Source organism: Streptomyces sp. NPDC030021 (assembly GCF_055574035.1).
In genome coordinates, this window is sequence record NZ_JBVIAH010000016.1 from 61961 (window position 1) to 87770 (window position 25810).

Annotated in this window: 23 protein-coding genes and 1 pseudogene; 7 read left to right on the top strand and 17 right to left on the bottom strand. The window is 72.0% G+C overall.

The genetic code is table 11. The annotated features are described in order from the left end of the window. Positions 1-122: 122 nt before the first annotated feature. Together npdG and ACZ4YL_RS28265 are read left to right on the top strand one after the other, a co-directional pair. Entirely contained in the window at positions 123-827 is a 705-nt protein-coding gene (npdG, locus tag ACZ4YL_RS28260) for an NADPH-dependent F420 reductase (RefSeq protein WP_468120407.1), read from the top strand. Positions 828-1056: 229 nt separating this feature from the next. Beyond that, complete coding sequence (locus ACZ4YL_RS28265; RefSeq protein WP_351155840.1) at positions 1057-1248, top strand: hypothetical protein; 192 nt, start codon at positions 1057-1059, stop codon at positions 1246-1248. 167 nt (positions 1249-1415) lie between these two features. On the opposite strand, the gene ACZ4YL_RS28270 is transcribed toward ACZ4YL_RS28265, so the two are convergent. Together ACZ4YL_RS28270 and ACZ4YL_RS28275 are read right to left on the bottom strand one after the other, a co-directional pair. Beyond that, positions 1416-2174, bottom strand: a complete 759-nt coding sequence (locus tag ACZ4YL_RS28270) for a hypothetical protein (RefSeq protein WP_468120409.1) — start codon at positions 2172-2174, stop codon at positions 1416-1418. Positions 2175-2309: 135 nt separating this feature from the next. Next, positions 2310-3110, bottom strand: a complete 801-nt coding sequence (locus tag ACZ4YL_RS28275; protein ID WP_468120411.1) for a site-2 protease family protein — start codon at positions 3108-3110, stop codon at positions 2310-2312. 73 nt (positions 3111-3183) lie between these two features. Between ACZ4YL_RS28275 and ACZ4YL_RS28280 the strand changes: the two genes are divergently transcribed. Next, entirely contained in the window at positions 3184-6498 is a 3315-nt protein-coding gene (locus ACZ4YL_RS28280) for an AfsR/SARP family transcriptional regulator (protein WP_468120413.1), read from the top strand. Between the two features lie 56 nt (positions 6499-6554). On the opposite strand, the gene ACZ4YL_RS28285 is transcribed toward ACZ4YL_RS28280, so the two are convergent. The 3 genes from ACZ4YL_RS28285 to panB all read right to left on the bottom strand — a co-directional run bounded on the left by ACZ4YL_RS28285 (position 6555) and on the right by panB (position 9414). Further along, positions 6555-7406: an ABC transporter permease gene (locus ACZ4YL_RS28285; protein ID WP_468120415.1), complete on the bottom strand. Its 852-nt coding sequence runs from the start codon at positions 7404-7406 to the stop codon at positions 6555-6557. Beyond that, positions 7403-8416 carry an ATP-binding cassette domain-containing protein gene (locus tag ACZ4YL_RS28290; protein ID WP_468120416.1) on the bottom strand — a complete coding sequence of 338 codons (1014 nt, stop codon included), beginning with the start codon at positions 8414-8416 and terminating at the stop codon, positions 7403-7405. Before ACZ4YL_RS28290 ends, ACZ4YL_RS28285 begins: the two co-directional genes overlap by 4 nt. Positions 8417-8535: 119 nt before the next feature. Further along, positions 8536-9414, bottom strand: coding sequence for a 3-methyl-2-oxobutanoate hydroxymethyltransferase (gene panB, locus ACZ4YL_RS28295; RefSeq protein ID WP_468120417.1), 879 nt, complete (start codon positions 9412-9414; stop codon positions 8536-8538). A gap of 288 nt (positions 9415-9702) precedes the next feature. On the opposite strand from panB, the gene ACZ4YL_RS28300 reads away from it, so the two are divergent. After that, entirely contained in the window at positions 9703-10731 is a 1029-nt protein-coding gene (locus ACZ4YL_RS28300; RefSeq protein ID WP_468120418.1) for an endonuclease/exonuclease/phosphatase family protein, read from the top strand. A gap of 69 nt (positions 10732-10800) precedes the next feature. Here ACZ4YL_RS28300 and ACZ4YL_RS28305 read toward each other — a convergent pair whose 3' ends face one another. The 4 genes from ACZ4YL_RS28305 to ACZ4YL_RS28320 form a co-directional block, all read right to left on the bottom strand. Beyond that, the gene (locus ACZ4YL_RS28305; protein WP_468120419.1) at positions 10801-12555 is read right to left on the bottom strand and encodes an NAD+ synthase; all 1755 of its coding nucleotides are present in this window, start codon (positions 12553-12555) and stop codon (positions 10801-10803) included. Positions 12556-12626: 71 nt separating this feature from the next. Continuing rightward, complete coding sequence (locus ACZ4YL_RS28310) at positions 12627-13778, bottom strand: DUF4352 domain-containing protein (protein WP_468120421.1); 1152 nt, start codon at positions 13776-13778, stop codon at positions 12627-12629. A 116-nt stretch (positions 13779-13894) separates the two neighbouring features. Continuing rightward, a complete protein-coding gene (locus ACZ4YL_RS28315) occupies positions 13895-15511 on the bottom strand; it encodes a multicopper oxidase family protein (protein WP_468120423.1) in 1617 nt (538 codons plus the stop codon). Between the two features lie 93 nt (positions 15512-15604). After that, complete coding sequence (locus ACZ4YL_RS28320; protein WP_468120424.1) at positions 15605-16060, bottom strand: hypothetical protein; 456 nt, start codon at positions 16058-16060, stop codon at positions 15605-15607. Between the two features lie 72 nt (positions 16061-16132). Between ACZ4YL_RS28320 and ACZ4YL_RS28325 the strand changes: the two genes are divergently transcribed. Together ACZ4YL_RS28325 and ACZ4YL_RS28330 are read left to right on the top strand one after the other, a co-directional pair. Then, positions 16133-16834: a DUF998 domain-containing protein gene (locus ACZ4YL_RS28325; protein ID WP_468120426.1), complete on the top strand. Its 702-nt coding sequence runs from the start codon at positions 16133-16135 to the stop codon at positions 16832-16834. After that, positions 16831-17739, top strand: coding sequence for an alpha/beta fold hydrolase (locus ACZ4YL_RS28330; protein ID WP_468120427.1), 909 nt, complete (start codon positions 16831-16833; stop codon positions 17737-17739). The genes ACZ4YL_RS28325 and ACZ4YL_RS28330 overlap by 4 nt, the downstream gene beginning before the upstream one ends. Here ACZ4YL_RS28330 and ACZ4YL_RS28335 read toward each other — a convergent pair. The 4 genes from ACZ4YL_RS28335 to ACZ4YL_RS28350 all read right to left on the bottom strand — a co-directional run bounded on the left by ACZ4YL_RS28335 (position 17724) and on the right by ACZ4YL_RS28350 (position 20180). Continuing rightward, positions 17724-18143, bottom strand: coding sequence for a CBS domain-containing protein (locus ACZ4YL_RS28335; RefSeq protein ID WP_468120429.1), 420 nt, complete (start codon positions 18141-18143; stop codon positions 17724-17726). The two genes, ACZ4YL_RS28330 and ACZ4YL_RS28335, sit on opposite strands and share 16 nt — an antisense overlap. 126 nt (positions 18144-18269) lie before the next feature. Continuing rightward, positions 18270-18917, bottom strand: a complete 648-nt coding sequence (locus tag ACZ4YL_RS28340; RefSeq protein WP_468120607.1) for a DUF305 domain-containing protein — start codon at positions 18915-18917, stop codon at positions 18270-18272. A 98-nt stretch (positions 18918-19015) separates the two neighbouring features. Beyond that, complete coding sequence (locus ACZ4YL_RS28345) at positions 19016-19717, bottom strand: DUF3105 domain-containing protein (protein ID WP_468120431.1); 702 nt, start codon at positions 19715-19717, stop codon at positions 19016-19018. A 58-nt stretch (positions 19718-19775) separates the two neighbouring features. Next, positions 19776-20180, bottom strand: coding sequence for a hypothetical protein (locus tag ACZ4YL_RS28350; RefSeq protein ID WP_468120432.1), 405 nt, complete (start codon positions 20178-20180; stop codon positions 19776-19778). 172 nt (positions 20181-20352) lie between these two features. Between ACZ4YL_RS28350 and ACZ4YL_RS28355 the strand changes: the two genes are divergently transcribed. After that, positions 20353-21714, top strand: a complete 1362-nt coding sequence (locus tag ACZ4YL_RS28355) for a glutamine synthetase family protein (RefSeq protein WP_030012459.1) — start codon at positions 20353-20355, stop codon at positions 21712-21714. Between the two features lie 49 nt (positions 21715-21763). Here ACZ4YL_RS28355 and ACZ4YL_RS28360 read toward each other — a convergent pair. The 4 genes and pseudogenes from ACZ4YL_RS28360 to ACZ4YL_RS28375 all read right to left on the bottom strand — a co-directional run. Then, positions 21764-22168: pseudogene (locus ACZ4YL_RS28360) on the bottom strand (site-specific integrase); the annotation flags it as partial. Between the two features lie 227 nt (positions 22169-22395). After that, complete coding sequence (locus ACZ4YL_RS28365) at positions 22396-23022, bottom strand: hypothetical protein (protein ID WP_468120433.1); 627 nt, start codon at positions 23020-23022, stop codon at positions 22396-22398. Positions 23023-23210: 188 nt separating this feature from the next. Then, entirely contained in the window at positions 23211-23438 is a 228-nt protein-coding gene (locus ACZ4YL_RS28370; RefSeq protein ID WP_468120434.1) for a hypothetical protein, read from the bottom strand. 281 nt (positions 23439-23719) lie between these two features. Next, positions 23720-25786, bottom strand: coding sequence for a PIG-L family deacetylase (locus ACZ4YL_RS28375; RefSeq protein WP_468120436.1), 2067 nt, complete (start codon positions 25784-25786; stop codon positions 23720-23722). Positions 25787-25810 lie beyond the last annotated feature (24 nt).

Genomic DNA, 25810 nt, shown 5'->3' on the forward strand with positions numbered 1-25810 from the left:
CGGCATCCTGCACCATGCGGGCGACACGGGGAGCGGTTCCTTCCCCTTCGCCACCCTTCGACTGTGGGCTACCCGGTTCGCCACCCTTCGACTGTGGGCTACCCGGCAGTACCCTCGCCCCCATGACTTCCTCAGACAACACGCAGAAGCCGCCGGTCAAGGACCCGTGGGAGCTGCCGGACGTGTCCGGCCTCGTCGTCGGCGTCCTCGGCGGCACCGGTGACCAGGGCCGGGGCCTGGCCTACCGGCTCGCCAGGGCCGGCCAGAAGGTGATCATCGGCTCCCGCGCCGCCGACCGCGCGCAGACCGCGGCCGAAGAACTGGGCCTCGGCGTGGAGGGCGCGGACAACGCCGAGTGCGCGCGCCGCAGCGACATCGTCATCATCGCGGTGCCGTGGGAGGGCCACGCCAAGACCCTCGAAGCGCTGCGCGAGGACCTCGCGGGCAAGCTCGTGGTGGACTGCGTCAACCCGCTCGGCTTCGACAAGCAGGGCGCCTACGCCCTCCAGGTCGAAGAGGGCAGCGCCGCCCAGCAGGCCGCCGCCCTGCTCCCGGACTCCCGCGTCACCGCCGCCTTCCACCACCTCTCGGCCGTCCTGCTCCAGAACGAGTCGATCGACGAGATCGACACCGACGTGATGGTCCTCGGCGAGGTCCGCGCCGACACGGACATCGTCCAGGCCCTCGCCGCCCGCATCCCGGGCATGCGCGGCGTCTTCGCCGGCCGCCTGCGCAACGCCCACCAGGTCGAGTCCCTGGTGGCCAACCTGATCTCCACCAACCGCCGCTACAAGGCCCACGCGGGCCTGCGCGTCACGGACCTCTGACCCGGGGCCCCGACGCCCCACCCGGCGGCCCGGCCCGCAGGACCGGACCGCCGGGAACCGGATCAGCCCCGGCGGCCGCCGCGCGCCTCGACGGCGCCCAGGTGGGCCACCACCCCGTGGTAGAACCGGTCGACCGCGGCGATCGCGGGCGCCCTTACGGCAGCACTGCGGGGCATGGGGGACACTGGAGGGGCTCGACCCGGTTCAGTGTTTTCGAGGAGCTCTTCCCATGCCCCGCCTTGCCGTCTTCGCCATTGTCGTCTGCGCCTGTGCGGTGGCCGCGGCCGTCGTCGCCTTCGTCGAGGGCAGCTTCCTCGGGATCGTCTGGGTGCTGCTGGCCGGCCTCACGTCCAACATGGCCTGGTACTACCTGCGCAAGGCGAAGGCCGAGAAGGCCTCCGCCGCGCGCAACGCCGTCTAGGAACTGCCCGGGCGGCCTCGGGGGCGTCCGGTGGGTCAGACGGCCGGGCCGATTCCGGTGACCGCTGGGTGCGGGGTGGTCGTGCCCGTACCCGGGAAGACGGTGACGTTGAGGTTGCCCGCGTTGTCCCTCGTCTCGGATCATGTGAGGACAGGGGCGCTGCCGACTCAGACGGATTCCGCCCGCATGTAAGAGAAGACCCTGCCCAGCGCGGCGTCCTGATCCCGGGACGCCCTGTCGGAGAATGCCGCCCGGACCCGGTCGAGGTCGTCGCGCCGGAAGGGGCGGGGCACTTGGGGGGTCAGCCTGATGACCATCGGAGGGACCCCCGCCTGCTCGTACGCGGCGAGCTTGTGGTGCCCGTCGAGGAGGTAACCCACCCAGCTTTCGGCGGTGGGGAACAGCACGACCAGCGCCGGCAGGTCGCCCCCGGCGCGGATACGGTCGCGGTAGCGGCGCACCGCCCTGTGGTCGTGGGGCGGCCACGCGTCGGTGGTCACCAGCGCGAGTTCCTCGTCGGCGTACCAGCCGTGGACCTGGAGGGCGCGCGGGTGGACCACCCGCAGGTGGTGCGGAGCGACCGCGGCCGTCATCACGTACCGCCCGGTGGCGAGCAGCGACAGCAGCGGGCGCAGGCATTCCGGATCCGGTGGCTCGGCCTGGCCGGTGCGCGGATCGGGCACGAGGCCGGGGGCGCTGAGCCACTCGGTGAGGTACTTGACCTCGGAGAGCCCGGGGCCGTCGGTGCCCGCGCGGGCTGCCAGCCAGCCCACGCTGCCGCAACCGTCGTTGGCTTCCAGAAACACCGGCTCGCCGGCCAGCAGGAGCAGGCTGCCACCCGCGTCGCCTGTCACTTCGATGACGCCGTGTCCGTCGGGCACGTTGAAGGACACGGAGGGGGGAGGCGGCGGTGGTCGTCTGATCATTTGCCGATCCTATGAGCGGCCGCCCGTGCCGCACCGGACAGAGAGAACGCCGGACTCCTGACCGTCACTACCGGCGGCGACACCGTCCTGGCCGACGAAGTCCAGTACAGCCCCCGCGCCACCGACACCGGCCCGTCAGTCCTGCGGGACGGCGCAGAAGACGCCGGTCTCCCGCCAGAAGTTGTAGAGCTCGCGGCCGCAGTACGTTTCCAGGTCCGAGACGCCGAGCGCGGACATCAGGCCGTCCACCGCGCCGAAGAAGAACGCGTTGACCCCCGGGATCCACAGCAGCGCGAACACGGCCAGCAGGCCGAACTGCGCCAGCGGCTCCATCTCGCGGCGCACCCGGTACGACAGCCAGGGCTCGATGACCCCGTAGCCGTCCAGGCCCGGCACCGGCAGGAAGTTCAAGATCGCCGCCGAGACCTGCAGCATGGCGAGGAAGGCGAGCGCGTAGCGGAACGCCAGGGGCACCCCGTCGAGGGCGTCCAGCCAGAACGGGGCCGTGCACACCACGGCGAAGGCCACGTTGGTCAGCGGGCCCGCCGCCGAGATGAGGCTGTGCTTCCAGCGGCCCTGGATCCGGTTGCGCTCGATGAACACCGCGCCGCCGGGCAGGCCGATGCCGCCCAGGATCACGAAGATCACCGGCAGCACGATGCTGAGCAGCGCGTGCGTGTACTTGAGCGGATTCAGCGTGAGGTAGCCCTTGGCGCCCACCGTGAGGTCACCGCCGTGCAGGGCGGTGCGGGCGTGCGCGTACTCGTGCAGGCACAGGGAGACGATCCACGCCGACGTCACGAAGAGGAACACGGCGAGTCCGGGGCTCGCCGCGTACCCCGTCCACACCGCCCAGCCCGTGACGGCCATGATCGCGAAGATGCCGAGGAATACCGAACTGATGCGCCGCTCGCCGCGGCTGCCCTGATGACCCATGCCGGGAAACCTATCCCGCAGTCCGGACGGAAAAGGGTGCGGGTCCGGTGCCGGGTGCGGGGACAATGGGCCGGTGCGTTACGCGATCCTCGGAACGGCCCAGGCCATGCACGACGACGGGACCCCCGTCGCCGTCGGCGGAGCACGCCTTCGGGCGCTCCTGACAGCGCTCGCGCTGCGGCCGGGGCGGGTGGTGCCCGCCCGGCTGCTCGTCACCGAGGTGTGGGACGGCGATCCGCCGGCCGACGCGGTGGCGGCCCTGCAGGCGCTGGTCGCCCGGCTGCGGCGGGCGCTCGGGCACCCCGCCGTGCGCTCCGCGGAGGGCGGCTACCAGCTGGCCGCCGAGCGCGAGGACGTCGACCTGTACCGCTTCGAGCGGCTGGTCCGGGCCGGAGGCCAGGCGCCGGACCCGGCCGAGGCGGCAGCCCTGTACGAGGAGGCCCTCGCCCTGTGGCGCGGACCGGCCCTCGCCGACCTGCCGGCCCCGGCCGCGGAGGCCGCGCGCTGGGAGGCCGTACGGATGGACGCGCGCCGGGGGCGGATCGCGGCGGCCCTGGCCATGGGCGAAGCGGAGCGGTGCCTGCCGGAGCTGACCGCGATGTGCGCGCAGCAGCCGCTGGACGAGCCGTTGCACACCCTGCGCATCCGTGCCCTGCGCGACGCGGGCCGCCCGGCGGAGGCGTTGGCCGAGTACGACAGCCTCCGCCGGGAGCTGTCCGACCGGCTGGGCACGGACCCGGGCCCGGAACTGCGCGCCCTGCACGCCGAACTGCTGACCTCGGACGCGCAGCCGCCGACCGCTGCTGCCGCCGCTGCCGCGCCCGCCGCCGTCGTGCTCCCGGCCGCCCCCGCGTCCGCGGGAAATCTGCGGGCGCGCCTGACCACCTTCGTCGGCCGTGAGGACGACATCCGCGTCATCGGGGACGACCTCGCGCGGGCCCGCCTCGTCACGCTCCTCGGGCCCGGCGGCGCCGGCAAGACGCGGCTGTCCCAGGAGGCCGCCGAGGCCCAGGACGAGAGCGCCTGGCCCGACGGGGTCTGGCTCGTCGAACTCGCTCCCGTCGACGACCCGGAGGATGTCGCCGAAGCCACCCTCGCCGCGCTCGGGGCCCGGGAGACCAAGCTGCGCGGCGCCGCCGCCGAGGAACTGCGCGCCTTCACCGAACGCGCCGGGGACGACCCCCTCGACCGGCTCGCCGAGCACTGCGCACGGCGCCGGCTCCTGCTGCTGCTCGACAACTGCGAGCACGTCATCGGCGCCGCCGCCGCCCTCGCGGAACGCCTCCTCACGCACTGCCCCGACGTCCGGATCCTGGCCACCAGCCGCGAACCCCTCGGCGTCCCGGGGGAGTCCCTGCGCCCGGTGGAACCGCTGCCCGACCCGATCGCGCTGCGGCTGCTCGGCGACCGCGGGGCCGCCGCCCGCGCCGGGTTCACCATCGAGGAGGACCCGGCCGCGGCCGCCGAGATCTGCCGCCGCCTCGACGGTCTGCCGCTCGCCATCGAGCTGGCCGCCGCCCGGCTGCGGCTGCTCACCCCGCGCCAGATCGCCGACCGCCTCGACGACCGCTTCCGGCTCCTGACCAGCGGCGCCCGTACCGTCCTGCCCCGCCAGCAGACCCTGCGCGCCGTGGTCGACTGGTCCTGGGACCTGCTCGACGAGGCCGAACGCACCGTCCTGCGCCGGCTGTCCGTCTTCGCCGGCGGCTGCGACCTCGCCGCCGCCGAGGCCGTCTGCGCCGACCCCGCGGACGCGGCCCCGTACGACCCCGCCGACGTCCTCGGCTCCCTCGTCGACAAGTCCCTCGTCGTGGCCGCCCCCGGACCCGACGGCCTCGGCATGCGCTACCGCCTGCTGGAGACGGTCGGCGAGTACGCCGCCGAACGCCTCGCCGAGACCGCCGGCGACCGCGAGGCCACCGAGCACCGCCACCTCGTCCACTACCGCGAGCTCGCCCGCACCACCGAGCCGCTGCTGCGCGGCCACGGCCAGCGGGCGGCCGCCGACCGGCTCGCCACCGAGTACGAGAACGTGCGTACCGCCCTGCGCCGGGCCGTCGCCGTACGCGACGCCGACGAAGCCCTGTGCCTGGTCCACTCGCTCGGCTGGTACTGGCACATGCACGACCTGCGCTCCGAATCCCGGCACTGGGCCGAGGCCACCGCCGCCCTCGGCCCCAACCCCTTCGAGCCGCCCTTCGTCGCCGCCGAGCCCGTCTACGAACGGCTCGTCGACACGCCGCCGCCCTACTCCGCCGAAACGCGCACCGAGGGCTGGCGCGCCCTCAACCTGGTCCTACTGGCCTCCCGCGACCAGACCAACGAGACCTGGAACACCCCCTCGGTCCGCGCCCTGATCGACGGGGTCCTCGCCACCTACCGGCCCGGACTGCCACAGACCTGCCGGACCCCCGCCTCCCTGTGGATCTACGCCGTCATGATCGCCGGCGACCCCGGACTGCTCCAGCGGGTCGTCGACGCGACCGTCGAGACCGCCCGCGAGCTCGGCTACCGCTGGGAACTGGCCTCCGCGCTCCAGCTGCGCGCCAACATCCTCGCGAACCGGGCCGACTGGGCCGGGGACGCCTCGCGCGACGCCGACGAGAGCCTGGCCCTGTTCCGCGAACTCGGCGATGCCTGGGGCTGCGCCGAGGCGCTGTCCGCCCGCGCCGAGGCCCGGGAGAAGCGCGGCGAGTACGCACAGGCCGCCCGCGACTACCAGGAGGCGATCGCCTACGCCGAACGCCTCGGCGCCATGGCCCAGGTGACGGTGCTGCGCGTACGGATGGCCGGGACGCTGACGGAGGCCGGCCGGATCGAGGAGGCCGAGGGGATCCTCACGGAGATCACCGCGACGGTGCAGCGGTACGGCAACGAGGCCATGCCCGCCGCCCGGATGTTCCTCGCGGGCATCCTCGGCCGCACGGGACGGATCCCCGAGGCGCGCGCCCAGCTGCAGCTGCTGCGGGACGAGTTCGCCTTCGGCGCGTTCGCCATCTTCGACGGCTTCCTGCTCGGCACGATGGCCTGGCTGGACAACCGGCAGGGGCTGTACGAGGAGGCCCTCGACCGGCTGCGCCAGGCCATGGACACCGCCCTGGACCCGATGTCGCGGATGGTGGCCCCACAGATGCCTGCGGTCCACCTGCTGACGGCCGCCCTCTCGCTGGTCTCGCTCGGCGGCCCGCGCCGGGAGTACGACGCCGCCAGGCTGCTGGGCGCCTACCGGGCGCAGCTGCCGCCCGCGCACTTCCCGGTCACGACGGAGCGCGAGGACTACGCCTGCGCGCAGGAGCTGGCCCGGGCGGTGCTGGGCGACGCGGTCTACGAGAAGGCGTACGCCGAAGGCGGTGGCCTCTCCCTGGAGGAGGCCACCGCCCTCATCTGATCCGGCCCCCGGCCGGTGCCCGTCCGGGACGCGATCCGAACGGATCGGTCCGCGGATCAGGTCTTCTGGCGGAACTTCCGTACCGCGAGCGGCATGGTGACCGCGGTGATGGCCAGCGACCAGACCAGGGTCATCCACACCGAGTCGCCGACCGGAACGCCGTTGATCAGGGAGCGGGCCGCGTCCGCCAGGTTCGACAGCGGGTTGTAGTCCGTGAAGGACTGCAGCCAGCCCGGCATCGTGGTGGGCGGGGCGAAGATCGAACTGCCGAACTGCAGCGGCATCAGGACCATCATCGCCATGCCCTGGACGGCCTGCGGGGTCTTCATGGTGAGGCCGAGCAGGACGAAGATCCACATCAGCGAGGCGCCGAAGACGGCCGACAGTCCGATGGCGAGGAACAGGCCCAGCACCGGACCCTTGATCGACAGGCCGAGCAGGAAGCCCACGGCGAGCAGGATGGCGATGGCGACCATCATCCGGCCGAGCTCGACGACGATCTTGGCGATGAGCACCGACGACCGGGCGATGGGCATGGACCGGAACCGGTCCATGACGCCCTTCTTGAAGTCGTCGTTGACCCCGGTGCCGACACCCATGGCGATGTTCATGCCCATCATGGCCATGAGGCCCGGGACCACGTAGTTGACGTACTCCGCCTGGTTCCCCTTGCCGGAGATCGCGCCGCCGAAGACGAACACGAACAGCAGCGTGAAGATGATCGGCATGAACACGACGTCGAACATCGACTCGGGATCCTGCTTGATCTGCAGGGCGTTGCGGCGCACCAGGGCGCCGATGTGCCGCAGGTTGCCCCGCAGGCCGATCCGGCCCTCGCCGTGCGTGGCGGCCACCGGGGCCGGACCGGACGCGGTGGGAGCGGGCTTCGTCGTGGTTACGGTGCTCATGCCGCGACCTCCTCGGTCTTCTCGGTGGGAACGGAGTCCTCGACGGAGGCCGGCTTCTGGCCGGTGATGGACAGGAACACCTCGTCGAGGCTGGGCAGGTAGGTGCCGAGGTCGGCGATCGCGTACCCGCGGGCGGCCAGCAGACCGACGACGGCCGTCAGCTGCTCGTCGCTGAGGATCGGGACCAGCAGCACGCCCTCGTCCGGTACGGCCTGGCTGCCGGCCACGCCGTCCAGTCCGGCCTCGGCCAGCGCGCGGGCCATGCCCGGCAGGTCCGGGGCGGCCACGGGGCGGATCTTCAGGGTGCGGCCGCCGACGCGCGCCTTCAGCTCGTCGACCTTGCCGTTGGCGATGACCTTGCCACGGTCGATGACCGTCAGCTCGCTCGCGAGCTGCTCGGCCTCCTCCATGTACTGGGTGGTGAGCAGCACGGTGGCGCCCTCGGCGACCAGGCGCTGGACCTCGTCCCACACCTCGTTGCGGGTGCGGGGGTCGAGACCGGTGGTCGGCTCGTCCAGGTAGAGCACGGCCGGGTTGCCGATCAGGGAGGCGGCGAGGTCGAGCCGGCGGCGCATACCGCCGGAGTAGTTCATGACGGCCTTCCTGGCCGCCTCGGTCAGGGAGAACCGCTCCAGCATCTCGTCCGCGCGGCGGCGGGCGTCCTTGCGGGAGAGGTCGAGCAGCCGCCCGATCATGTAGAGGTTCTCCCAGCCGGAGAGCTTCTCGTCGACCGAGGCGTACTGGCCGGTGAGGCCTATGGTGCGGCGCAGCTGCCGGGGCTGGCGGACCACGTCGAAGCCGGCGACGACCGCGGTGCCGGCGTCCGGGACGATCAGGGTGGAGAGGCAGCGGACGAGCGTGGTCTTGCCGGCGCCGTTGGGGCCGAGGACCCCGAGGACCGTGCCCTCCCGTACGTCCAGGTCGACACCGTCGAGGGCCTTGGTCTCGCCGTAGTGCTTGACCAGCCCCCGTACCTCCACGGCGTTGGGCTTGTTGTCGTTTCGCGTCATGCCCTTATGGGACCAGCCGCCACTGACAAAGCGCCGACAGCCGACCGACAAACGTACGACAGGCATACGACAGCCCGCCGACACGCGGTCGGCGGGCTGTCGGGCCGTCGCTCAGCGCATCAGTGGAAGGCGTGCTCCGCCTGCGGGAACGTTCCGCCGACCACGTCCTCGGCGAAGGCCTTCGCCGCGCCCGTCATGGTCTCGCGGAGCTTCGCGTACTGCTTGACGAACTTCGGCATCTTCCCGCCGGTCAGGCCCATCATGTCGGTCCACACCAGCACCTGCGCGTCGCACTCCGCGCCCGCGCCGATGCCGACCGTCGGGATGTGCAGGGAGCGGGTGACCTCGGCGGCCAGCTCGGCCGGGACGAGTTCCAGCACCACCGCGAACGCGCCAGCGTCCTGCGCCGCCTTCGCGTCGCGCAGCAGCTGGTGCGCCGCCTCGTCGCCGCGGCCCTGCACCCGGTAGCCCATGGCGTTGACGGACTGCGGGGTCAGACCCAGGTGGGACATGACGGGGATGCCGGACTGCACGATCAGCTCGGTCTGGGCCAGCGAGCGCTCGCCGCCCTCCAGCTTCACCGCGCCGACCCCGGCCTCCTTGACGAGACGGGTGGCGCTGCGCAGGGCCTGCACCGCGCCTTCCTGGTACGAACCGAACGGCATGTCGCCGATGACCAGCGCACGGCTCGTGCCGCGTACGACGGCCGCCGAGAGCATGGTCATCTGGTCCATCGTCACCGGGACGGTGGACTCGTAGCCGAGGTGGCAATTGCCCATGGAGTCGCCGACGAGGATGACCGGGATACCGGCCTCGTCGAAGACGGACGCGGTCATCGCGTCGTAGGCGGTGAGCATGGGCCACTTCTCGCCGCGTTCCTTGGCGAGGGTCAGGTCGCGGACGGTGATGCGCCGGGTGCCCGTGCCTCCGTACAGGGTGGGTGCGTCCGACGGAGATGCTGCTGCGGATTCGCGGGCAGGCGAAACGGCATGCGTCATTGCAACTGCTCCTTGTGTCATCTCGAGGCGCCCTTACGACGTCCCCGGACTCACCCCCCATGGTGGCATCCGCGCGGGCAAAGGCGGAAGTGGTCGGTGGTGCGAGCCTGGCCACGGGATCCAATGTGCGCGTTTCGTGACAAGCGGAACCCCCTGCGCACGGCCGTTCGTCCTCCCGGACGTACGACCGTGACCGGCGGTCGTGACGTACGGCACGGAAGGCTGCGGTTCATCGCCTAGGGTCAAGGGGCGGGGACGGAGCGCGAGCACGGCAGTGAGGGCAGTGGGATGGCACAGGCGTACATGACGGAGTCGGGGAACGGCGGCTCGGAGCCCGAGCCCTCCGGAACCCGCCTCCGGCGCCGGCTGACCGCACTGCGCAAGGACCCCGGCATCTGGCAGAGGGGCTGGATCCTCGCCGGGATCGCCGCACTGATCTCGCTCATCATGATCTTCCACGCGGATCTGCCCAACCACGTGGGCAATCTCGGCAGCCTCACCGAGACCTTCCTGCCCTGGCTGGGCCTCGCCGTCCCGCTCCTGCTGGCCGGGGCGCTCTACCGCAAGTCCGCCACCGCGCTCCTCGCGATACTGCTGACGGCCGCGGTCTGGGCGAACCTCTTCGGCGGCCTGGTCAGCGACAAGTCCGGCGCCGGCGGCAACCTGGTGGTGGTCACCCACAACGTCGACGCCGACAACCCCGACCCGCGTGGCACCGCCGAGTCGGTGGCCCGGTCCGGGGCCGACGTCCTGGCCCTGACCGAGCTCAAGGGCAGCGCCGTCCCCGTCTACGAGAAGGCCCTCGCGGCCACGTACAAGCACCACTCCGTCGAGGGCACCGTCGGCCTCTGGAGCAAGTACCCGCTCAGCGCGAGCGCGCCCGTCGACATCCGGATGGGCTGGACCCGGGCCATGCGCGCCACCGTCACCACCCCCCAGGGGCAGGTCGCCGCCTTCGTCGCCCACCTGCCCTCCGTCCGGGTCAAGCTGAACGCCGGCTTCACCGCCAACCAGCGCGACGACAGCGCCGACGCGCTGGGCGCCGCGCTCGCCTCCGAACCGCTGAAGAAGGTCATCCTGCTCGGCGACCTCAACGGAACCATGAACGACCGCGCCCTGTCCGAGGTCACCTCGCAGATGCGCTCCACCCAGGGCGCGGCGGGCGACGGCTTCGGCTTCAGCTGGCCGTCGCAGTTCCCGATGGCCCGGATCGACCAGATCATGGTCCGCGGAATCCGGCCGGAGGCCTCCTGGACCCTGCCCCGCACCGGCAGCGACCACCTTCCCGTCGCGGCCCGGGTCACCGTGAAGCCCTGACGGACGCGGGTACGCGAAGGCCCCGGCCACTCCCCACGGAGAGCGGCCGGGGCCTTCGCGCGGCCGCGGCTACACCCGCTCGCGCCAGCCGTTCGTGATGGGCAGCCGGCGGTCCTTGCCGAAGCCCTTCGCGGAGATCTTCGTGCCCGGCGGGTACTGGCGGCGCTTGTACTCCGCCGTGTCCACCATCCGCAGGGTCCTGGCCACCAGCTCCGGGTCGAAGCCGGCCGCCACGATCGCGTCCATGCCCTGATCGCGGTCCACGTACATGGCCAGGACCGCGTCGAGCACCGGGTAGTCCGGCAGCGAGTCCGTGTCCACCTGGCCCGGGCGCAGCTCGGCGCTCGGCGGCTTCACGATCGAGTTCTCCGGGATCGGCGGGACCTCACCGCGCTCGGCGGCGGCCCGGTTGCGGTACTCCGCGAGCCGGAACACGTCCGACTTGTAGACGTCCTTGATCGGGCCGTACGCGCCCACCGAATCGCCGTACAGGGTGGAGTAGCCGACGGCCAGCTCCGACTTGTTGCCCGGGGCCAGCACGATGTGGCCCTCCTGGTTGGACAGCGCCATCAGCAGGGTGCCGCGCAGCCGGGACTGGAGGTTCTCCTCGGCGAGGCCGGTCAGGCCCAGCGAGCTCATGTAGGCGTCGAACATCGGCTCGATGGAGACGGTCCGGAAGTTCAGCCCGGTGCGCTCGGCCAGGTCGGCCGCGTCGTTGCGGGAGTGGTCCGAGGAGTACTTCGAGGGCATCGAGACGCCGTAGACGTTCTGTGCGCCGATCGCGTCGCAGGCGATGGCGGCGACGAGCGCCGAGTCGATGCCGCCGGAGAGCCCGATCAGGACGGAGCGGAACCCGTTCTTCTTGACGTAGGCGCGCAGTCCCACGACCAGCGCGTCGTAGACCTCCTCGTCGTCGTCGAGCCGGTCGGCGTAACCGCCGGTGACCACCGGCTCGTACGGCTCCACGGGCTCCTCGGAGAGGATCACGCGCTCGATGCGCAGCCCGTCGTCCACCACGCCCTCGGGCGCGTCGGCGCGGGCGGCCGGCAGGTCGAGGTCGACCAGGACGCACCCTTCGGAGAACTGCGGGGCGCGGGCGACGACCTGCCCGTCGGCGTCGACGACGATCGAGTCGCCGTCGAAGACCAGCTCGTCCTGGCCGCCGATCATCGCCAGGTAGGCGAGGGTGCAGCCGGCCTCCTGGGCCCGCTTCTGGACCAGTTCGAGACGCAGGTCGTCCTTGTTGCGCTCGTACGGGGACGCGTTCACGGAGATCAGCAGCCCGGCCCCGGCGGAGCGGGTGGCAGGGACCCGGCCGCCCTCCTGCCAGAGGTCCTCGCAGATGGCCAGGGCCACGTCGACCCCGCCCACCCGGATCACCGGCTGCGTGTCGCCCGGCACGAAGTACCGGAACTCGTCGAACACGCCGTAGTTGGGGAGGTGGTGCTTGGCGAAGCGCAGGACGACCTGTCCGCGGTGCAGCACGGCGGCCGCGTTCTCGGGGGAGCCGGCCGGGCGGCCCAGACGGGGTGTGGCCCGCTCGGTGCGGTCGAGGTAGCCGACGACGACCGGCAGCTCGCCGAGGCCCTCGGCCGCCAGCCGCTCCGCGAGCTCGCGCAGCGCGGTACGGGAGGCCTCCACGAAGGACCCGCGCAGGGCGAGGTCCTCGACGGGGTACCCGGTCAGCATCATCTCCGGGAACGCCACCAGGTGGGCGCCCTGCTCGGCGGAGTGCCGGGTCCAGTGGACGACCGAGTCGGCGTTGGCGGCGATGTCGCCGACGTGCGAGTCGATCTGATTCAGAGCGAGTCGAAGTTGAGGCACGGGGCCCAGTGTAATCGTCTTTCTGACGCAATGTCCTGGGCCCCGCCTGTTTCCTGCGTTGTGACGTTCCGTCAGCCGATCGGGCCCGCGTACTTCACCTTGTCGAGCATGATCCCGGGGGAGATGTCCGCGGTGATGCTCTTGGTGCCCTTGGGGACCTCGAAGGCCACGATCCCGCTGGCGGATTCGCCCGGCAGGATCGAGCCCCTGATCATCTTCGGCACGCTGCCGCCGTCGAAGACCATCTCGGCGGTCATGCCCTGGTCGTCGCGGACGTTGGGCACGGCGTAGATCACTTCGTGCGGCGTGGTCGACCCGTTGGTGATGGTGACCGTGAGCTCGACCGCGTTCTTGATCCGCTCGCGGGAGTACTTGTCCTTCGGCTCGTACTTCGCCGGAACCGAGAGGCTCACCTTGATGCCGTTCGGGTAGGTGAAGGTCTCGCCGAACTGCAGCGCGCTGGTCAGGCCGGGGACCTGGGTGGGCGAAGGGGACTTGGAGGGCCAGGGCTCGATGCCGGGGTGGCGCCCGTCCGGCCCCCAGTCCTCCTCGATCTGCCGGTCGAGGCGGCTGTCGGCCCTGTCGACGACCAGGGCGGTGAGGAAGAAGCCGCCGACCGAGGAGAGCAGGCCGAGCACGGCGAGAACGGTGCCGACGACGGCCATCGACTTGTTCGGGGCGCCCTTGTTGGCGCGGGCGATACCGCCGATGCCGAGGCCCACGCCGACAGCGGCGATCAGGGTGCCGGCCCAGAAGAGGAACGGGATGACGCCCAGGAAGATGCCGAAGCCACCGGTGACGACGGCGGCGACCGCCAGGCCGTTGCCGGTCGGGGTGGCCTGCGGGTACGCGGGGTACTGGGCTCCGGGGAAGCCGGGGGTGGGCTCACCCCACGGGTGGCCGGGGGCTCCGGGTGCGCCGAAGCCTGCGGCCGCAGGGGTGGGAGCGGGAGCGGGAGCGGGCGGCGTCGGCGGGGCGAAGGCCGACGGCGCGGGAGCCGGCTCCGGGGCGGCCGGGGCCGCGGCGGGGGCTTCGGGAGCCGGTGTTGTGTCCGCTGCCCCGGGGGTCTGCGGTGCCTCGGGGGTCGCCGGGGCGGCCGGGGTCTTCTCCAGCGAGAGCGGCTGCGCGGGCGCCGGTATGGAGTCCGTCTCGGGAATCGGGGTGCCCGCCGGCTCGGTCGGCGGACCGACGGGAGTGCTGGGCGGGTTCGGCGGGGTGCTCATACCGGCGGGGTCGTCCTTTTGTCGCTGCAGTCGTGATCACCGCAAGGGTGCCATGCCCGCGTCCGGGGCCCACCCGAATTCCCGCCCGGCCCGGAGGCCGGGCGGGAGGCCGTGACCTACAGCTGGTAGCCGAGCACCGTCATCATCCCGGACTCCGAGTGATAGACGTTGTGGCAGTGCGTCATCCACAGCCCGGGGTTGTCCGCGTCGAAGTCCACCGTCAACCTGCGCCCCGGCAGGAGGATCGCGGTGTCCTTGCGCGGCCCGCCCTCCTGCCCGCCCAGCGCGAAGGTGTGCCCGTGCAGGTGTACCGGGTGCCACATCGGGGTCGCGTTGCGGAACTCCAGCCGGACCCGCTCGCCCGCCTTCACCGGGTGCCGCTGGTCGGGCGTGTACGGCGTGCCGTCGAAGGCCCAGTTGTAGTTGGTCATGTTGCCGGTGAGCCGGAGCTGCACGGTACGGTCCGGGTCGCGCGGGGCCAGCGCGACCGATTCGGCGGCCCTGAGCGCGTCCGCCATCAGCGGTGGCGCGTCCAGTTCGGCGGGCCGGGTCGCGGCCGTGGGCGCCGTCCCCGACCCGGTGCGCAGCACCGCGAGCGCCGAGCCCTCCTTGCCCTCGGCCAGTGCGGTGAGGGGGAACACCCCGTCCTTGGCGGTGATCAGGACGTCGTACCGCTCGCCCATGCCCAGCAGCAGTGACCCCGTCGTCGTCTGTTCCACCGGGTGGCCGTCGGTGTGGGTGACCGTCAGTTCGTGGTCGCCGAGGGCGATCCGGAAGGCGGTGTCCCCGCCGGCGTTGATGATGCGCAGCCGGATCCGGTCGCCGGGCTTGGCGGTGAGCACCGAAGGGTCGTCCGCCACCCGCCCGTTGATCAGGTAGTACGCGTAGACGACGTCGCCCGCGTCACCGCCCAGGTAGTCGCTGTGGCCGCCCATGGCGACGTAGGAGCGCTTCTTGGCGCTGCTGGGGGAGGGGGAGGAGGAGGGGGAGGCGCTGCGGCCGTGGGCCGCGTGGGCTCCGCCGTTGCCGTTCATGCCCTTGCGGAGCTCGGCGAGGACGGCGTCCGGGGTGGCTCCGTCCACCCCGTCGATCCAGTCGTCCAGGACCACCACCCACTCCTTGTCGTAGGAGAGGGGCTCCTTGGGGTCCTCGATGACGAGCGGGCCGTACAGGCCGCGGTCCTGCTGGACCCCGGTGTGCGGGTGGAACCAGTACGTGCCCGGGTTCGGGACGGCGAACTTGTACGGGAAGGACCCGCCCGGGGCGATGTCCCGCTGGGTCAGCCCCGGGACCCCGTCCATGTCGTTGCGCAGCGCGAGGCCGTGCCAGTGCAGGGAGGTGGCCTCGGGGAGGTTGTTGGCCAGGGTGAGGGCGAGCGTGCCGCCCGCGGTGGCCCGGACCTCCTGGCCCGGCAGCTTGTCCCCGTACGCCCAGGAGCGGACGGTGATGCCGGCGCCGAGGTCGAGCGGGGTCGCGGTGGCGGTCACCTTGACCTCGGTGAGCGGGCCGGTGGCCTTGCGGGCGGCCTCGGCGGCCTGAACCTCGGGCCCGGCCGGGTCCACGTACCCCTCGGGCACGTGGGCGGCGGAGCCGCCGTGGTTCATCGAGCCGTGGCCGTGGCCGTGGCCGGAGTCGGCGGACCCGGAGGATCCGGCGCAGGAGGCGAGCAGCCCGGAGCCGAGGACGGCCGCGGATGCGCCGAGCACGGTGCGACGGGTGGGAAGAGAGCGCATGGGAGCACCTCATGGGTATGGGGTTACGGATGCATGGGCACGGTTCGGCGCCGCCCCGGGCATGCGCGGGCATGCGGGGGCGGCGGCGTCGGCCTACACCCGCAGGACCGCCAGCCGGGTGAGGAGCTCGCGGGGCGAGGGCGGGTCCGGACCACCGCCGGACCGGACCGGTATGCGGGCCGCGCCCCCGAGCGGCGCGGCGCGACGGGATCCGGTCCGGCCGGTGCCGATGAGCAGGACGACGAGCCCCGCGAGCACGGCGAGGCAGACCGACGTGGGGTCCATCTCGGTCGCGGGCATCGCGTACCCCCACACGGGGACCGTGGGGGAGGGCGCGTCGGTGGCCGGGGCCGAGGTGTGGCGCGTGCCACCGTGCCCGCCCGGGGCGGGGTGTCCCGCCGAGGCAACGGAGTGGGCCGGGGACACGTCTTGCATGGCGTGGGACTCAGTCGGATGGCCCAGGGTGTGCATGGTGACGATGCCCAGCAACAGCGCGGCGAGCAGCAGCAACCGGGACCCCGGGGCGGCTCGCCGAGCACTGCGCGTCATGACGGGAACCCTACCGGGGGTGGGTATCCGGTCGTAGGACCGACCCCGAGTCTGCTTAGGATTAGTCACACAATGTCCCCACATGGACTCTCGCCGCGGACCGCCTGGCCGGTCGCCACCCTGATCGGTCTCGCCGCGGCCGCCTACACGGCGTGGGTGCTCGAAGTCGTCCTCTCCACGGGCCTCAATCCGATCGAGACGTACGTCAGCGAACTCGCCGCCCAGGACCAGCCGCTCGGCGGCCTCTTCCGGGCCACCGACTTCACCGCCGGGCTGCTCGCCTTCTCCGGCGGGCTCCTGGCACTCGTCCGGCTGCTGAAGTACGCGGAGTCCCGCCGCGCCTGGGCGGTCATCGGCTGGTCCGGGGTCGCCCTCTTCGGCGCGGCCACCGCCGCCGACGCCTGGCTGCCGCTGAGCTGCCAGCCCACCGTGGACCCCGAATGCGCGGCCCGGGAGACCGCCGGACTGGTCCCCGCGACCCACCAGGCCCACGCCGTCAGCAGCAGTCTCGCCATGACCGGGGCCCTCGTCGGCCTGGTGGCCCTCACGGTCGCCGCCCGCCGCTACGGCTGGTTCGCCCCCCTCGCCCGCTACGGCCCCGCCCTCGTCGCCCTCGAACTGCTCGCCACCGCCTGGACCCTGTCCGCGATCGCCCTGTTCACGGCCGGGCGCGGGACCTGGGCTCTCGGCGCCGGCCAGCGGCTCCAGGTGCTCCTCGTGGCGCTCTGGCTGGGCCTGCTCGCCCACTCCGTCCACAAGGAAGGCCGTACGTGAGCGTCACCGGCCGGTTCGTCCGCCTCGGCGGCATCGAAGGTGCTCATGGCGTGGACGGGGTCCCGCTGCACGTCGTCGTCGAAGGCCGGGGACCCGTGTGCGTCCTCAGTGCCGGGCTCGCCATGGCCTGGTTCGACTGGGACCCGGTCGTCGCACCGCTCGTCGCCGCGGGCCGCACCGTCGTCCGCTTCGACCGCCCCGGACACGGCCTCAGCGGCCCCGCCACCGCGCCGCCCACCACCGCCGGGGAAGCCCACCGCATCGCCGGGCTGCTGGACGCGCTGGGGCTCGGCGCCGCGGCCGCCGGTCCCGTCACCGTCGTCGGGCACTCCATCGCCGGGTTCCACGCCGAGGCCTTCGCCCGCCTGTACCCCGAGCGCACCGCCGCGCTCGTCCTGGTCGACGGCAGCGTCGAGGAAGCCCCGCACACGACCTTGCCCGCCGCACTGCGCACCGGGGCCGCCCGCGCCCTCGGCCGGGCTGTGAGCGCCGCCGGACTGCCGGCCGCGCTGGGACCACTGGCCCGGCGCGCCACCGTACGGGCCTCCCGCACCGGCGGCTCCGACCCGGCCGCGCGGGACCTCGTACGCCGCTGCTACCGCACCGGCCGGGTCTGGCGCGGCGCCCTGCTGGAGAACTCCCGCTACCTGGACATGGCCGCCGAGCTGCAGGCCCTGCGCGGGACGCACCCGCTCGCCGCCCCCACCACCGTCCTCGCCGGCCACGACGGCTCGGCCGGGCGCCCGGCCCTGCGCTGGCTGGCCCGGCAGGCGGACCTCGCCGACCTGCTCGGCGCCCGCTTCGAGGTCGCCGAGCCTGCCGGCCACCTGGTCATGCTGGACCGCCCGGGCCAGGTGGCCCGGGCGGTCCTGGCAACGGCCGGGCAGGGTCAGGCCCGCGCGTAGACCTTTTCCACGAAGGTGGCCATCTGGTCGTCGGAGAGGTGCTGGGCGAGGTCGGCCTCGCTGATCATGCCCACCAGCTTCTTGTTCCGGATCACGGGCAGCCGGCGGATCTGGTGGCTCTGCATCTCCTCCAGCACGTCGCCGACGTCCGCGCCGGCGTCGATCCAGCGCGGGGTGCCCTGGGCCAGGTCACCGCAGGTGACCTTCGCCGGGTCGTGGCCCTTGGCCACACAGTTCACGACGATGTCGCGGTCGGTGATGATGCCGCACAGCCGCTCCTCTGCGTCGCTGATGGGCAGGGCGCCCACATTGAGCCGGGCCATCAGCTGGGCGGCCCGGTCGAGGGTCTCGGTGGCGGGAATCCACTGGGCCCCGGGGTGCATGATGTCTGCGGCGGTGGTCATCGTCGAACCTCCTGAGCGCGCCGTTCGACACCGGGCGCGGACGCGTCCGGCGCGGCGTCCCCACCGGCGGAGCACACGCCCGTACGGGTGAGAGGGCGCCTCTCACCACGGTACGGGCGTGTCCCGTCACCCGCGCGGCGCGGCTCCGCGCTGCCGCAGCATGTCCGCCATCAAGGTGAGCTCCGAGCGCTGCGCGTCGACCATGCCCTGCGCCAGCGCCCGCTCGACCGGGGTCTCGCACTGCTGGGCACAGCCCTCGGCCATCGCGACGCCGCCCTTGTGGTGGTCGGTCATCAACTGGAGGAAGAGCACCTCCGCGTCCCGCCCCGAGGCGACGCCCAGCTGGTCCAGCTCCTCCTTGGTGGCCATGCCCGGCATCAGCGCGCCGGGCTTGGCGGCGCCCGCGTCGGCGCCGTGCCCCGCGTGCCCGCCGTGGCCGCCCGAGGTCCCCATCCAGGACATCGGCGGCTCGCCGGCCACCACCTTCGGCAGCCCCCACAGGTCCAGCCAGCCGAGCAGCATGCCCCGCTGGTTGGCCTGGGTGTTGGCGATGTCGTAGGCGAGGGTGCGTACCGCCTCGTCCTGCGTGCGGTCGCGGACGACGAAGGACATCTCCACCGCCTGCTGGTGGTGCACCGCCATGTCCCGGGCGAAGCCCGCGTCCGGCGACCGGAGCCCCGGAGTGCGGGGCGCCGCCGCAGGGGCCGGCGGACCGGAGTCGGCGGAACCGCCGCCGTTCGCGGCGGCCACCGTGGCGGCCGCCGCGAACAGCAGGGCCAGCAGGACGGCCGTGCCCGCGACCCAGTACGTACGGGGGACGGGGCGGGCAGGGCGTGCAGGGCGGACCGTGCGGACCGGACGGACCGGGCGGCTCACTTGCCGGCCAGCCCGCTCGTGCAGGCCGCGCCCGGCTCCGGGGTCTGCTCGCCCTGCACGTACTTCGTGAAGAACTGCGACACCCGCGGGTCGTCCGCGCTGTCCACGGTCAGCTGCTTGCCCCACGCGCTGAGCATGATCGAGCCGGTCTGCTCCTTGATCGGGCTCATCAGCGTGTACGGGGTCTTGCCCACGGTCGCGGCCAGCTTGTCCACGTCGGCCTTGGGGGCCTTCTCGTTGTACGTCACCCAGACCGCGCCATGCTCCAGCGAGTGCACGGCGTTCACCTCCGGCACCGGGTTCTTGTAGACGTCACCGTTGCAGTTCATCCAGCGGGGGTGGTGGTCACCACCGACCGGCGGGTTCATCTCGTACGTCACCGGGGTCTCGACGTGGTTGCGGCCCAGCTTCTTCACGTCCCAGAGCTGCTCGCCCTCGACCGGCTGCTTGCGGATCTCCTCGGCCTCCTTGCGGATCTTCGCCGCGGCCGCCTCCTTGCGCTGCTCGGCCTGCTTCTGGTCGATCAGCACCCACGCGCCGAAGCCGACGAGGCCGACGACGACGGCCGACGCGGCCGTGATCGCGATGGCCTTGTTGCGCCGCTCCCGGATCTGCTCGGCGCGGCGCATCTCGGCTATGCGCGCCTGACGGGAGTGCGGGTCGGTGTGCTGGTTGGTCCTGCCGGACTTGCTGGCCATGTGCCCTGGTTTCCTTCTGCTGAGGGGGGTGGATGAACGCGAAACCGAACCGGACCGCTCAGGTCCGCAGCACCTGGAGGGCATACAGGTCAGGGGCGCGCGGCGGAGCCCCGTACAGCCGGATCCGCGACGCCCCGGAGGCGATCGCGGCGGGCGCCGGCGCACCCACGGGGCCCGTCACGGCGGGCGGCGGCACGGGCAGCACACCCGGAGTGACGCGCGTGAGCGGCGAGCAGCCGGGCAGGTCGTACGGAGACACGCAGACGGCGTGCGACGGCGTCCCCGCCCCCGCCCCGGCCTGTGCCCGCTGTACCTGCACACCCGGCGACGGGACGTGCGACTCGCCCGAGCGCGCACACAGCAGCAGCGCGCCGGCCAGCACCCCGAAGACGATCAGCAGGGCGGCACGCCGAAGCCCGGGACGTCCGCGACGCCCCGGCTGCGTGTGCTGCCGGCCCCCCATGGGCGCAGATGGTAATGCTCATGACGGCTCCCAGGTCAGTGCGGGGGTGCCGCGAGCTTTCCCGGGTGCGTAATGTGGCGGAAACCACGACTGGCGATACTGGGCGCGCCCGACTGTGCCCCGACCGTCGAGGCGGTGGTGCACAGGCCGTCTGAACTGCGAGGATGAAGGCATGGACAAGCAGCAGGAATTCGTCCTCCGGACGCTTGAGGAGCGCGACATCCGCTTCGTGCGCCTGTGGTTCACCGACGTACTGGGCTTCCTGAAGTCCGTCGCGGTCGCGCCGGCGGAGCTGGAGCAGGCCTTCGACGAGGGCATCGGATTCGACGGCTCCGCGATCGAGGGCTTCGCGCGGGTCTACGAGTCCGACATGATCGCCAAGCCGGACCCGAGCACGTTCCAGATACTGCCGTGGCGCGCGGAGGCCCCCGGGACCGCCCGGATGTTCTGCGACATCCTGATGCCGGACGGCTCGCCGTCCTTCGCGGACCCGCGCTACGTCCTCAAGCGCATCCTGGCCAAGACCTCCGACCTGGGCTTCACCTTCTACACCCACCCGGAGATCGAGTTCTTCCTGCTGAAGGACAAGCCGCTGGACGGCACCCGCCCGGTCCCGGCCGACAACTCCGGCTACTTCGACCACACCCCGCAGAACGTGGGCATGGACTTCCGCCGCCAGGCGATCACCATGCTCGAATCGATGGGCATCTCGGTGGAGTTCAGCCACCACGAGGGCGCCCCCGGCCAGCAGGAGATCGACCTCCGCTACGCCGACGCGCTCTCCACGGCCGACAACATCATGACGTTCCGCCTGGTCATGAAGCAGGTGGCGCTCGAACAGGGCGTCCAGGCCACCTTCATGCCGAAGCCGTTCTCGGAATACCCCGGCTCGGGCATGCACACCCACCTCTCCCTCTTCGAGGGCGACCGCAACGCCTTCTACGAGTCGGGCGCCGAGTACCAGCTCTCCAAGGTCGGCCGTTCCTTCATCGCGGGCCTGCTGCGCCACGCCGCCGAGACGGCGGCGGTCACCAACCAGTGGGTCAACTCCTACAAGCGCATCTGGGGCGGCTCCTCCCGCAGCGCCGGCGCGGGCGGCGAGGCCCCCTCGTACATCTGCTGGGGCCACAACAACCGCTCGGCCCTGATCCGCGTCCCGATGTACAAGCCGGGCAAGACGGGCTCCTCGCGCGTCGAGGTCCGCTCGATCGACTCGGGTGCCAACCCGTACCTCACGTACGCCGTCCTCCTCGCGGCCGGCCTCAAGGGCATCGAGGAGGGCTACGAACTCCCGGCGGGCGCCGACGACGACGTCTGGGCCCTCTCCGACGCCGAACGCCGCGCGATGGGCATCGAACCCCTCCCGCAGAACCTCGGCGAGGCCATCGCCCTGATGGAACGCAGCGAACTGGTCGCCGAGACCCTCGGCGAGCACGTCTTCGACTTCTTCCTGCGCAACAAGAAGCAGGAGTGGGAGGAATACCGCTCGGAGGTCACGGCCTTCGAACTCCGCAAGAACCTCCCGGTGCTGTAAGCACAGGTCAGAGTCCCAACGGGGCATGCGTGACACTCCGGGCTGGTGGTCAGTGACCACCAGCCCGGAGTCGTCTCATTCCCCCTGGGCCGTCTGCCGCACAACCCGAGGCCTCGTACACCCCATCCACGGCCTTCCGGGTCCGCCCCTCGCTGCTCGGCATGAGGTGCGTGTAGGTCCGGAGCGTGAAGCCGGGGTCACCGTGTCCCAGGTACGTGCTGAGCGCTTTGACGTTCTCGCCGGCGTCCAGGAGCACCGACGCGTAGAAGTGCCTCAGCGCGTGCATCCCGTGCTCGCGCGCGGCCTGCTGACGCTCGCCCGGCCGCGGCTCCGGGATGACGCCGGCCTGCACGAGGGCGAACTTCCACACGCGGGTGTTGAAGTCGGTGCGCCGCACCGCGCCCCCACCTGGGAGGGAGAACAGCAACCGCTTGGCCACAGCACGCACGGGGCCTCCGGAGCCGTGTGCGCACACGCGGCTGCGAAGTGCGAGTACAGCGGCCGTCTCGCGATCCAGCTCCGTCCCTCTAGAGCGCGGACGGTGATTGATCGTCTAGCTCATGCCTTGCTGCGGCCCGAGACCGCTCTGGAAGAAGGTCCGCAAAATGGTCGGCGAGCCCGATCCTGTGTCGCTGAAACCGAGGTGGTGCGGGACAAGGGCAACGGATGACCAGGCGTGCGTCAGCCTCTTTTCAGGGAGAGGAGATCGATCGGTGCAGCGCACACATTCTTCTCGATCCTCCTCGCCCGGCGAACGATCTCGGGGTTCTTCCCCAAGGCCTTGAAATCTTCGCGCGCCGCGATGGTGCGGCGGCGCACCTCAACGCAGTCCTTTGGTGTCGGGTTCTGTTGGCCATCGACCAGCATCATGGCGCTCAATGCCCAGTAGGTTTGTGTGTATTGACGCGCTTCCACCTCGACGTACCGATTCCGTGCACCTTCCGCTTTCGAGATGTTGAGTGCAGCCTCATACTCCTTCGTCATTTCGTACACGTCCAGGTTCTGTGCGGCGACGTCGGCTAGCACTCGGTGCGCTTGGAGCGCTTCAAGCGGATCTGCCATACGTAGGCCACCGGAGCCATCGGGCTCCATGCGGGTGGCCAGATTCAGCGCCCGGTGCGCCATGCGTCCTGCAAGTTCCAGGTCGGTAGTGGAAAGTGCTACGAACAGACCTACGAGCCGGTAGGTCGATGCGCTCAGGTTCAGATTCTTTTGCCCGTGCTTAACGACCAGGATCTCCACCTGCTTCGCCAGCGTCACGATCTCATTCCGGTAAGCTGATCCGCCCGTGCGGTCCAGCTCGCTCATTTTCACCAGGTGACTGGATATCTCAGCGCGTGCCCCATCCTGTCGCTGCACGTCGGCGATATCGTGGGCTACACCGATGGCGGCAACTGTCGAAACAAGGGATGCACCCGTTGCGACGAGTGCGATCGTGGCACTGGCGACTGCGGCCCAGGCGGACAGCCTTCCAGTATCGGACGGGGACGTGGCCATCAGTCGAGATCGTTGCGCAGACCGAGCGCTCTGGCAGCAGAGGCCCAGAAGTCGCCTACCTTCGTGGTGTCCGTATCGAGGCCCCCGGAGCTGAGCACCGCTTTCACCGTCTTGGACTTCGCAGCTGAGGTTGCCTGTGCGGCTTGCCGCCGCACGCTTTGATCACCTGCTCGACGGCCTGCCACCGCTCCGTTCTTCCCTCGACGATTGGCCATGGACTTCACCATGTGCCTCTCCGTTCTCTGGCTGCCCCGTGCTGCAGGTCCGCTCCCACCTTTTGGCACGAGGCCGTGGCCCGCCATCCGGGGACGGCCGAGTGGGGGGCGGGGGTGCACCAGAAGAGGGCACGATCCCGCTGCCGAACGGGCTCGCCCTCTCCGGCCGCCGCCCTGGCCTCAGATGGCCTGGGGGTCATGAGCGCCGCCAATGACGGCCCGCCAGAGGATGGTTGGGGCGGGGCTCGAAGTGGGGCGGCCCGGAGGGGTGGAACATTCCCATGGGCCCGGCCTCAGTGGACCGCGCGGTGCCAGGTGGGGCGGTTGGGGGTGGTGGGGGTCGTCGTCGTGTGGAGTTCGGCGTCCAGGCCCAGGACCGCCGTCGTGGTGGTGCCCGAGGGTTCGAGGACAGCCGACGGGGCACCCGCGAAGAGCATGAGGGATTCGGCCCATGCCGGGGGGCCGCCGAGGCCCGTGGTGCTGATGGTGCCGCTGTCCGCGCGGCCCACCATGAGGCGGCCCGCGGCGCCGACCGCGCCGTAGCCGGCGCGGCCGCCCGCCTCCGTGACGCTGGAGACGTGGGGCCGGACCGAGGGTCCCGCCGTCACCAGGGCGGTGCGGACGACCCCCGAGTCCGGGCGGCGGAAGAAGAGGCGGACGCCCGCGCCGTCCGGGCAGGCCGACAGGGGGACCGTGGTGGCGGGCAGGCCCGTCGGTGCGGGGCCGAGCAGCGGGGTGTCCGGGGTGCGCTGGGTCCAGGCCAGGACGGACGTCGTGGTGGTCGCGTACACGTGGCGCCGCCCGGCCGCGTCGATCGCCGTCACCGGGTCGCTCTGCAGGTCCTCGCCGCCGAGCCGCTCCCACGGGGAGAAACCGCCGTCCGGCTGCTGGGTGCTCGCGCGCAGGGTGCGGCGCGAGTCGCGGAGGTAGACGGTGAGGAGGCCCCGCGCGTCCACGGACACCGCGGGTGCGCTGATCGCCGAGGTGCCCTCGTCGTCGGTGCGCTCCGGGGTGCCGAGCGACTGCCACGGGCCGAACGGGCCGTCGGGCACGGGCTGGACGGCGTACACGACCTCGCGCCGGTACTCCGCGGGCGCGGAGCCGAAGGTGGTGCGGGTGGCGAGGACGGCGACGCGGCCGCCGGGGAGGCGGGTGGCGGTGGCTCCCGGGTCGATGCCCGTGCCCGGGAGGAAGGTCGGGCCCGCCCAGTCGCCGCCGGGGGTGCGGGCCCAGTACGCGGTCTGGCCGTCCAGCGTGGCGAAGGCCCACAGGCGGCCGGGCGTTCCCTCCGTCAGCCAGGAGGTGTTGTCGGCGCGCGTGTAGCGCAGCGACTGGGCCCAGTTGCGCCCGGTCGGGTTGCCCGCGACCTTGCGGTCGCCGCAGCCGGACGGGCTGCCGCAGTAGTCCTGGTGGTCCTGCCAGGCGTAGGTCCTCAGGAAGCCGGTCTTGGTCTCGGCGGTCTGCGGGTCCAGCGCGTGCGGGAGGGTGCTGTTGTGGTAGCCGAGGTAGCTCTGGACCGTGAAGTGCGGGCGCCTGCTGACCTCGGCGGCGTAGGCGGCGGTGGCGGCCTGAACGAAGCGGGCGCCGTACATGTGGTCCTGGTGGTCGGTGTACCGGCCGGTCCCGTCCTCGCCGTAGCGGTTCGGCGTCGGGTCCTGCATCCGTATCGTCGTCGGCCGGTAGAGGTCCAGGACCCCGGCTATCGCCTGGACGAGCTGGTCCTTCGTGTACGTGAACGGCTGCCTGACCGGGGTGCCGGAGGTGAGCTGGGCGTCCAGCGCGCCTATCCGGCCGTTCCACAGGCCGCGCAGGCTCTCGGGGGTGTCCCCGCCGGTGCTGCGGGCCTCCCGCAGCATCAGCCACACCAGGTTGACCTGCGGCTTTGCTATGAGGACGTCGAGCTCGGCCCGCCCGCCCCCGGCAGTGGGTATGACCGTACGCTTCCACGCGCTGGTGCGGTCCCCGGTGGCCATCTGCGCGTACGCGGAGCGGATGCCGTTCTGCCGGGCCTCCGCGTAGTGGGCGCGGTCGGCGGGCTGTTGGGGGTCGGTGGCGGCGCCGCCGTGGGCCTCGTTGCGGCCGTCGGACTCGCCGGAGGTGAGGTAGGCGGTGGTGACCTGGGTGCCGGACAGCAGGGATCGGCTGAGGTCCGGGTTCATGAAGAACAGGTCGTCGTCGGGGTGGGCGACGATCTGGACGACTGAACCGGCGGTGACGCTCGCGGGCCGGGCGGTGGCCGGGTTCTTCTCCTGGGTGGCTTCCGCGGTGGTCTGCTGGCCGGTGGCCACGGACAGCACACCGGTGGCGCCGGCTGTCAGCACGGTGAGCAGGGCCGCGAAGCGGCGACGGGTCACGGGCATCGGGTCACGCCTCGGGTCGTGTTC

Bases quoted from the DNA above. Each gene is read 5' to 3' on its own strand.
- ACZ4YL_RS28270 (WP_468120409.1), bottom strand. From the start codon at position 2,174: ATGATCAGACGACCACCGCCGCCTCCCCCCTCCGTGTCCTTCAACGTG.
- panB (WP_468120417.1), bottom strand. From the start codon at position 9,414: ATGACGCATGCCGTTTCGCCTGCCCGCGAATCCGCAGCAGCATCTCCG.
- ACZ4YL_RS28325 (WP_468120426.1), top strand. From the start codon at position 16,133: ATGTCCCCACATGGACTCTCGCCGCGGACCGCCTGGCCGGTCGCCACC.
- ACZ4YL_RS28310 (WP_468120421.1), bottom strand. From the start codon at position 13,778: ATGAGCACCCCGCCGAACCCGCCCAGCACTCCCGTCGGTCCGCCGACC.
- ACZ4YL_RS28365 (WP_468120433.1), bottom strand. From the start codon at position 23,022: ATGAGCGAGCTGGACCGCACGGGCGGATCAGCTTACCGGAATGAGATC.
- ACZ4YL_RS28265 (WP_351155840.1), top strand. From the start codon at position 1,057: ATGCCCCGCCTTGCCGTCTTCGCCATTGTCGTCTGCGCCTGTGCGGTG.
- npdG (WP_468120407.1), top strand. From the start codon at position 123: ATGACTTCCTCAGACAACACGCAGAAGCCGCCGGTCAAGGACCCGTGG.
- ACZ4YL_RS28345 (WP_468120431.1), bottom strand. From the start codon at position 19,717: ATGGCCAGCAAGTCCGGCAGGACCAACCAGCACACCGACCCGCACTCC.
- ACZ4YL_RS28275 (WP_468120411.1), bottom strand. From the start codon at position 3,110: ATGGGTCATCAGGGCAGCCGCGGCGAGCGGCGCATCAGTTCGGTATTC.
- ACZ4YL_RS28375 (WP_468120436.1), bottom strand. From the start codon at position 25,786: ATGCCCGTGACCCGTCGCCGCTTCGCGGCCCTGCTCACCGTGCTGACA.
- ACZ4YL_RS28370 (WP_468120434.1), bottom strand. From the start codon at position 23,438: ATGGTGAAGTCCATGGCCAATCGTCGAGGGAAGAACGGAGCGGTGGCA.
- ACZ4YL_RS28335 (WP_468120429.1), bottom strand. From the start codon at position 18,143: ATGACCACCGCCGCAGACATCATGCACCCCGGGGCCCAGTGGATTCCC.
- ACZ4YL_RS28300 (WP_468120418.1), top strand. From the start codon at position 9,703: ATGGCACAGGCGTACATGACGGAGTCGGGGAACGGCGGCTCGGAGCCC.
- ACZ4YL_RS28320 (WP_468120424.1), bottom strand. From the start codon at position 16,060: ATGACGCGCAGTGCTCGGCGAGCCGCCCCGGGGTCCCGGTTGCTGCTG.
- ACZ4YL_RS28290 (WP_468120416.1), bottom strand. From the start codon at position 8,416: ATGACGCGAAACGACAACAAGCCCAACGCCGTGGAGGTACGGGGGCTG.
- ACZ4YL_RS28355 (WP_030012459.1), top strand. From the start codon at position 20,353: ATGGACAAGCAGCAGGAATTCGTCCTCCGGACGCTTGAGGAGCGCGAC.
- ACZ4YL_RS28350 (WP_468120432.1), bottom strand. From the start codon at position 20,180: ATGGGGGGCCGGCAGCACACGCAGCCGGGGCGTCGCGGACGTCCCGGG.
- ACZ4YL_RS28315 (WP_468120423.1), bottom strand. From the start codon at position 15,511: ATGCGCTCTCTTCCCACCCGTCGCACCGTGCTCGGCGCATCCGCGGCC.
- ACZ4YL_RS28285 (WP_468120415.1), bottom strand. From the start codon at position 7,406: ATGAGCACCGTAACCACGACGAAGCCCGCTCCCACCGCGTCCGGTCCG.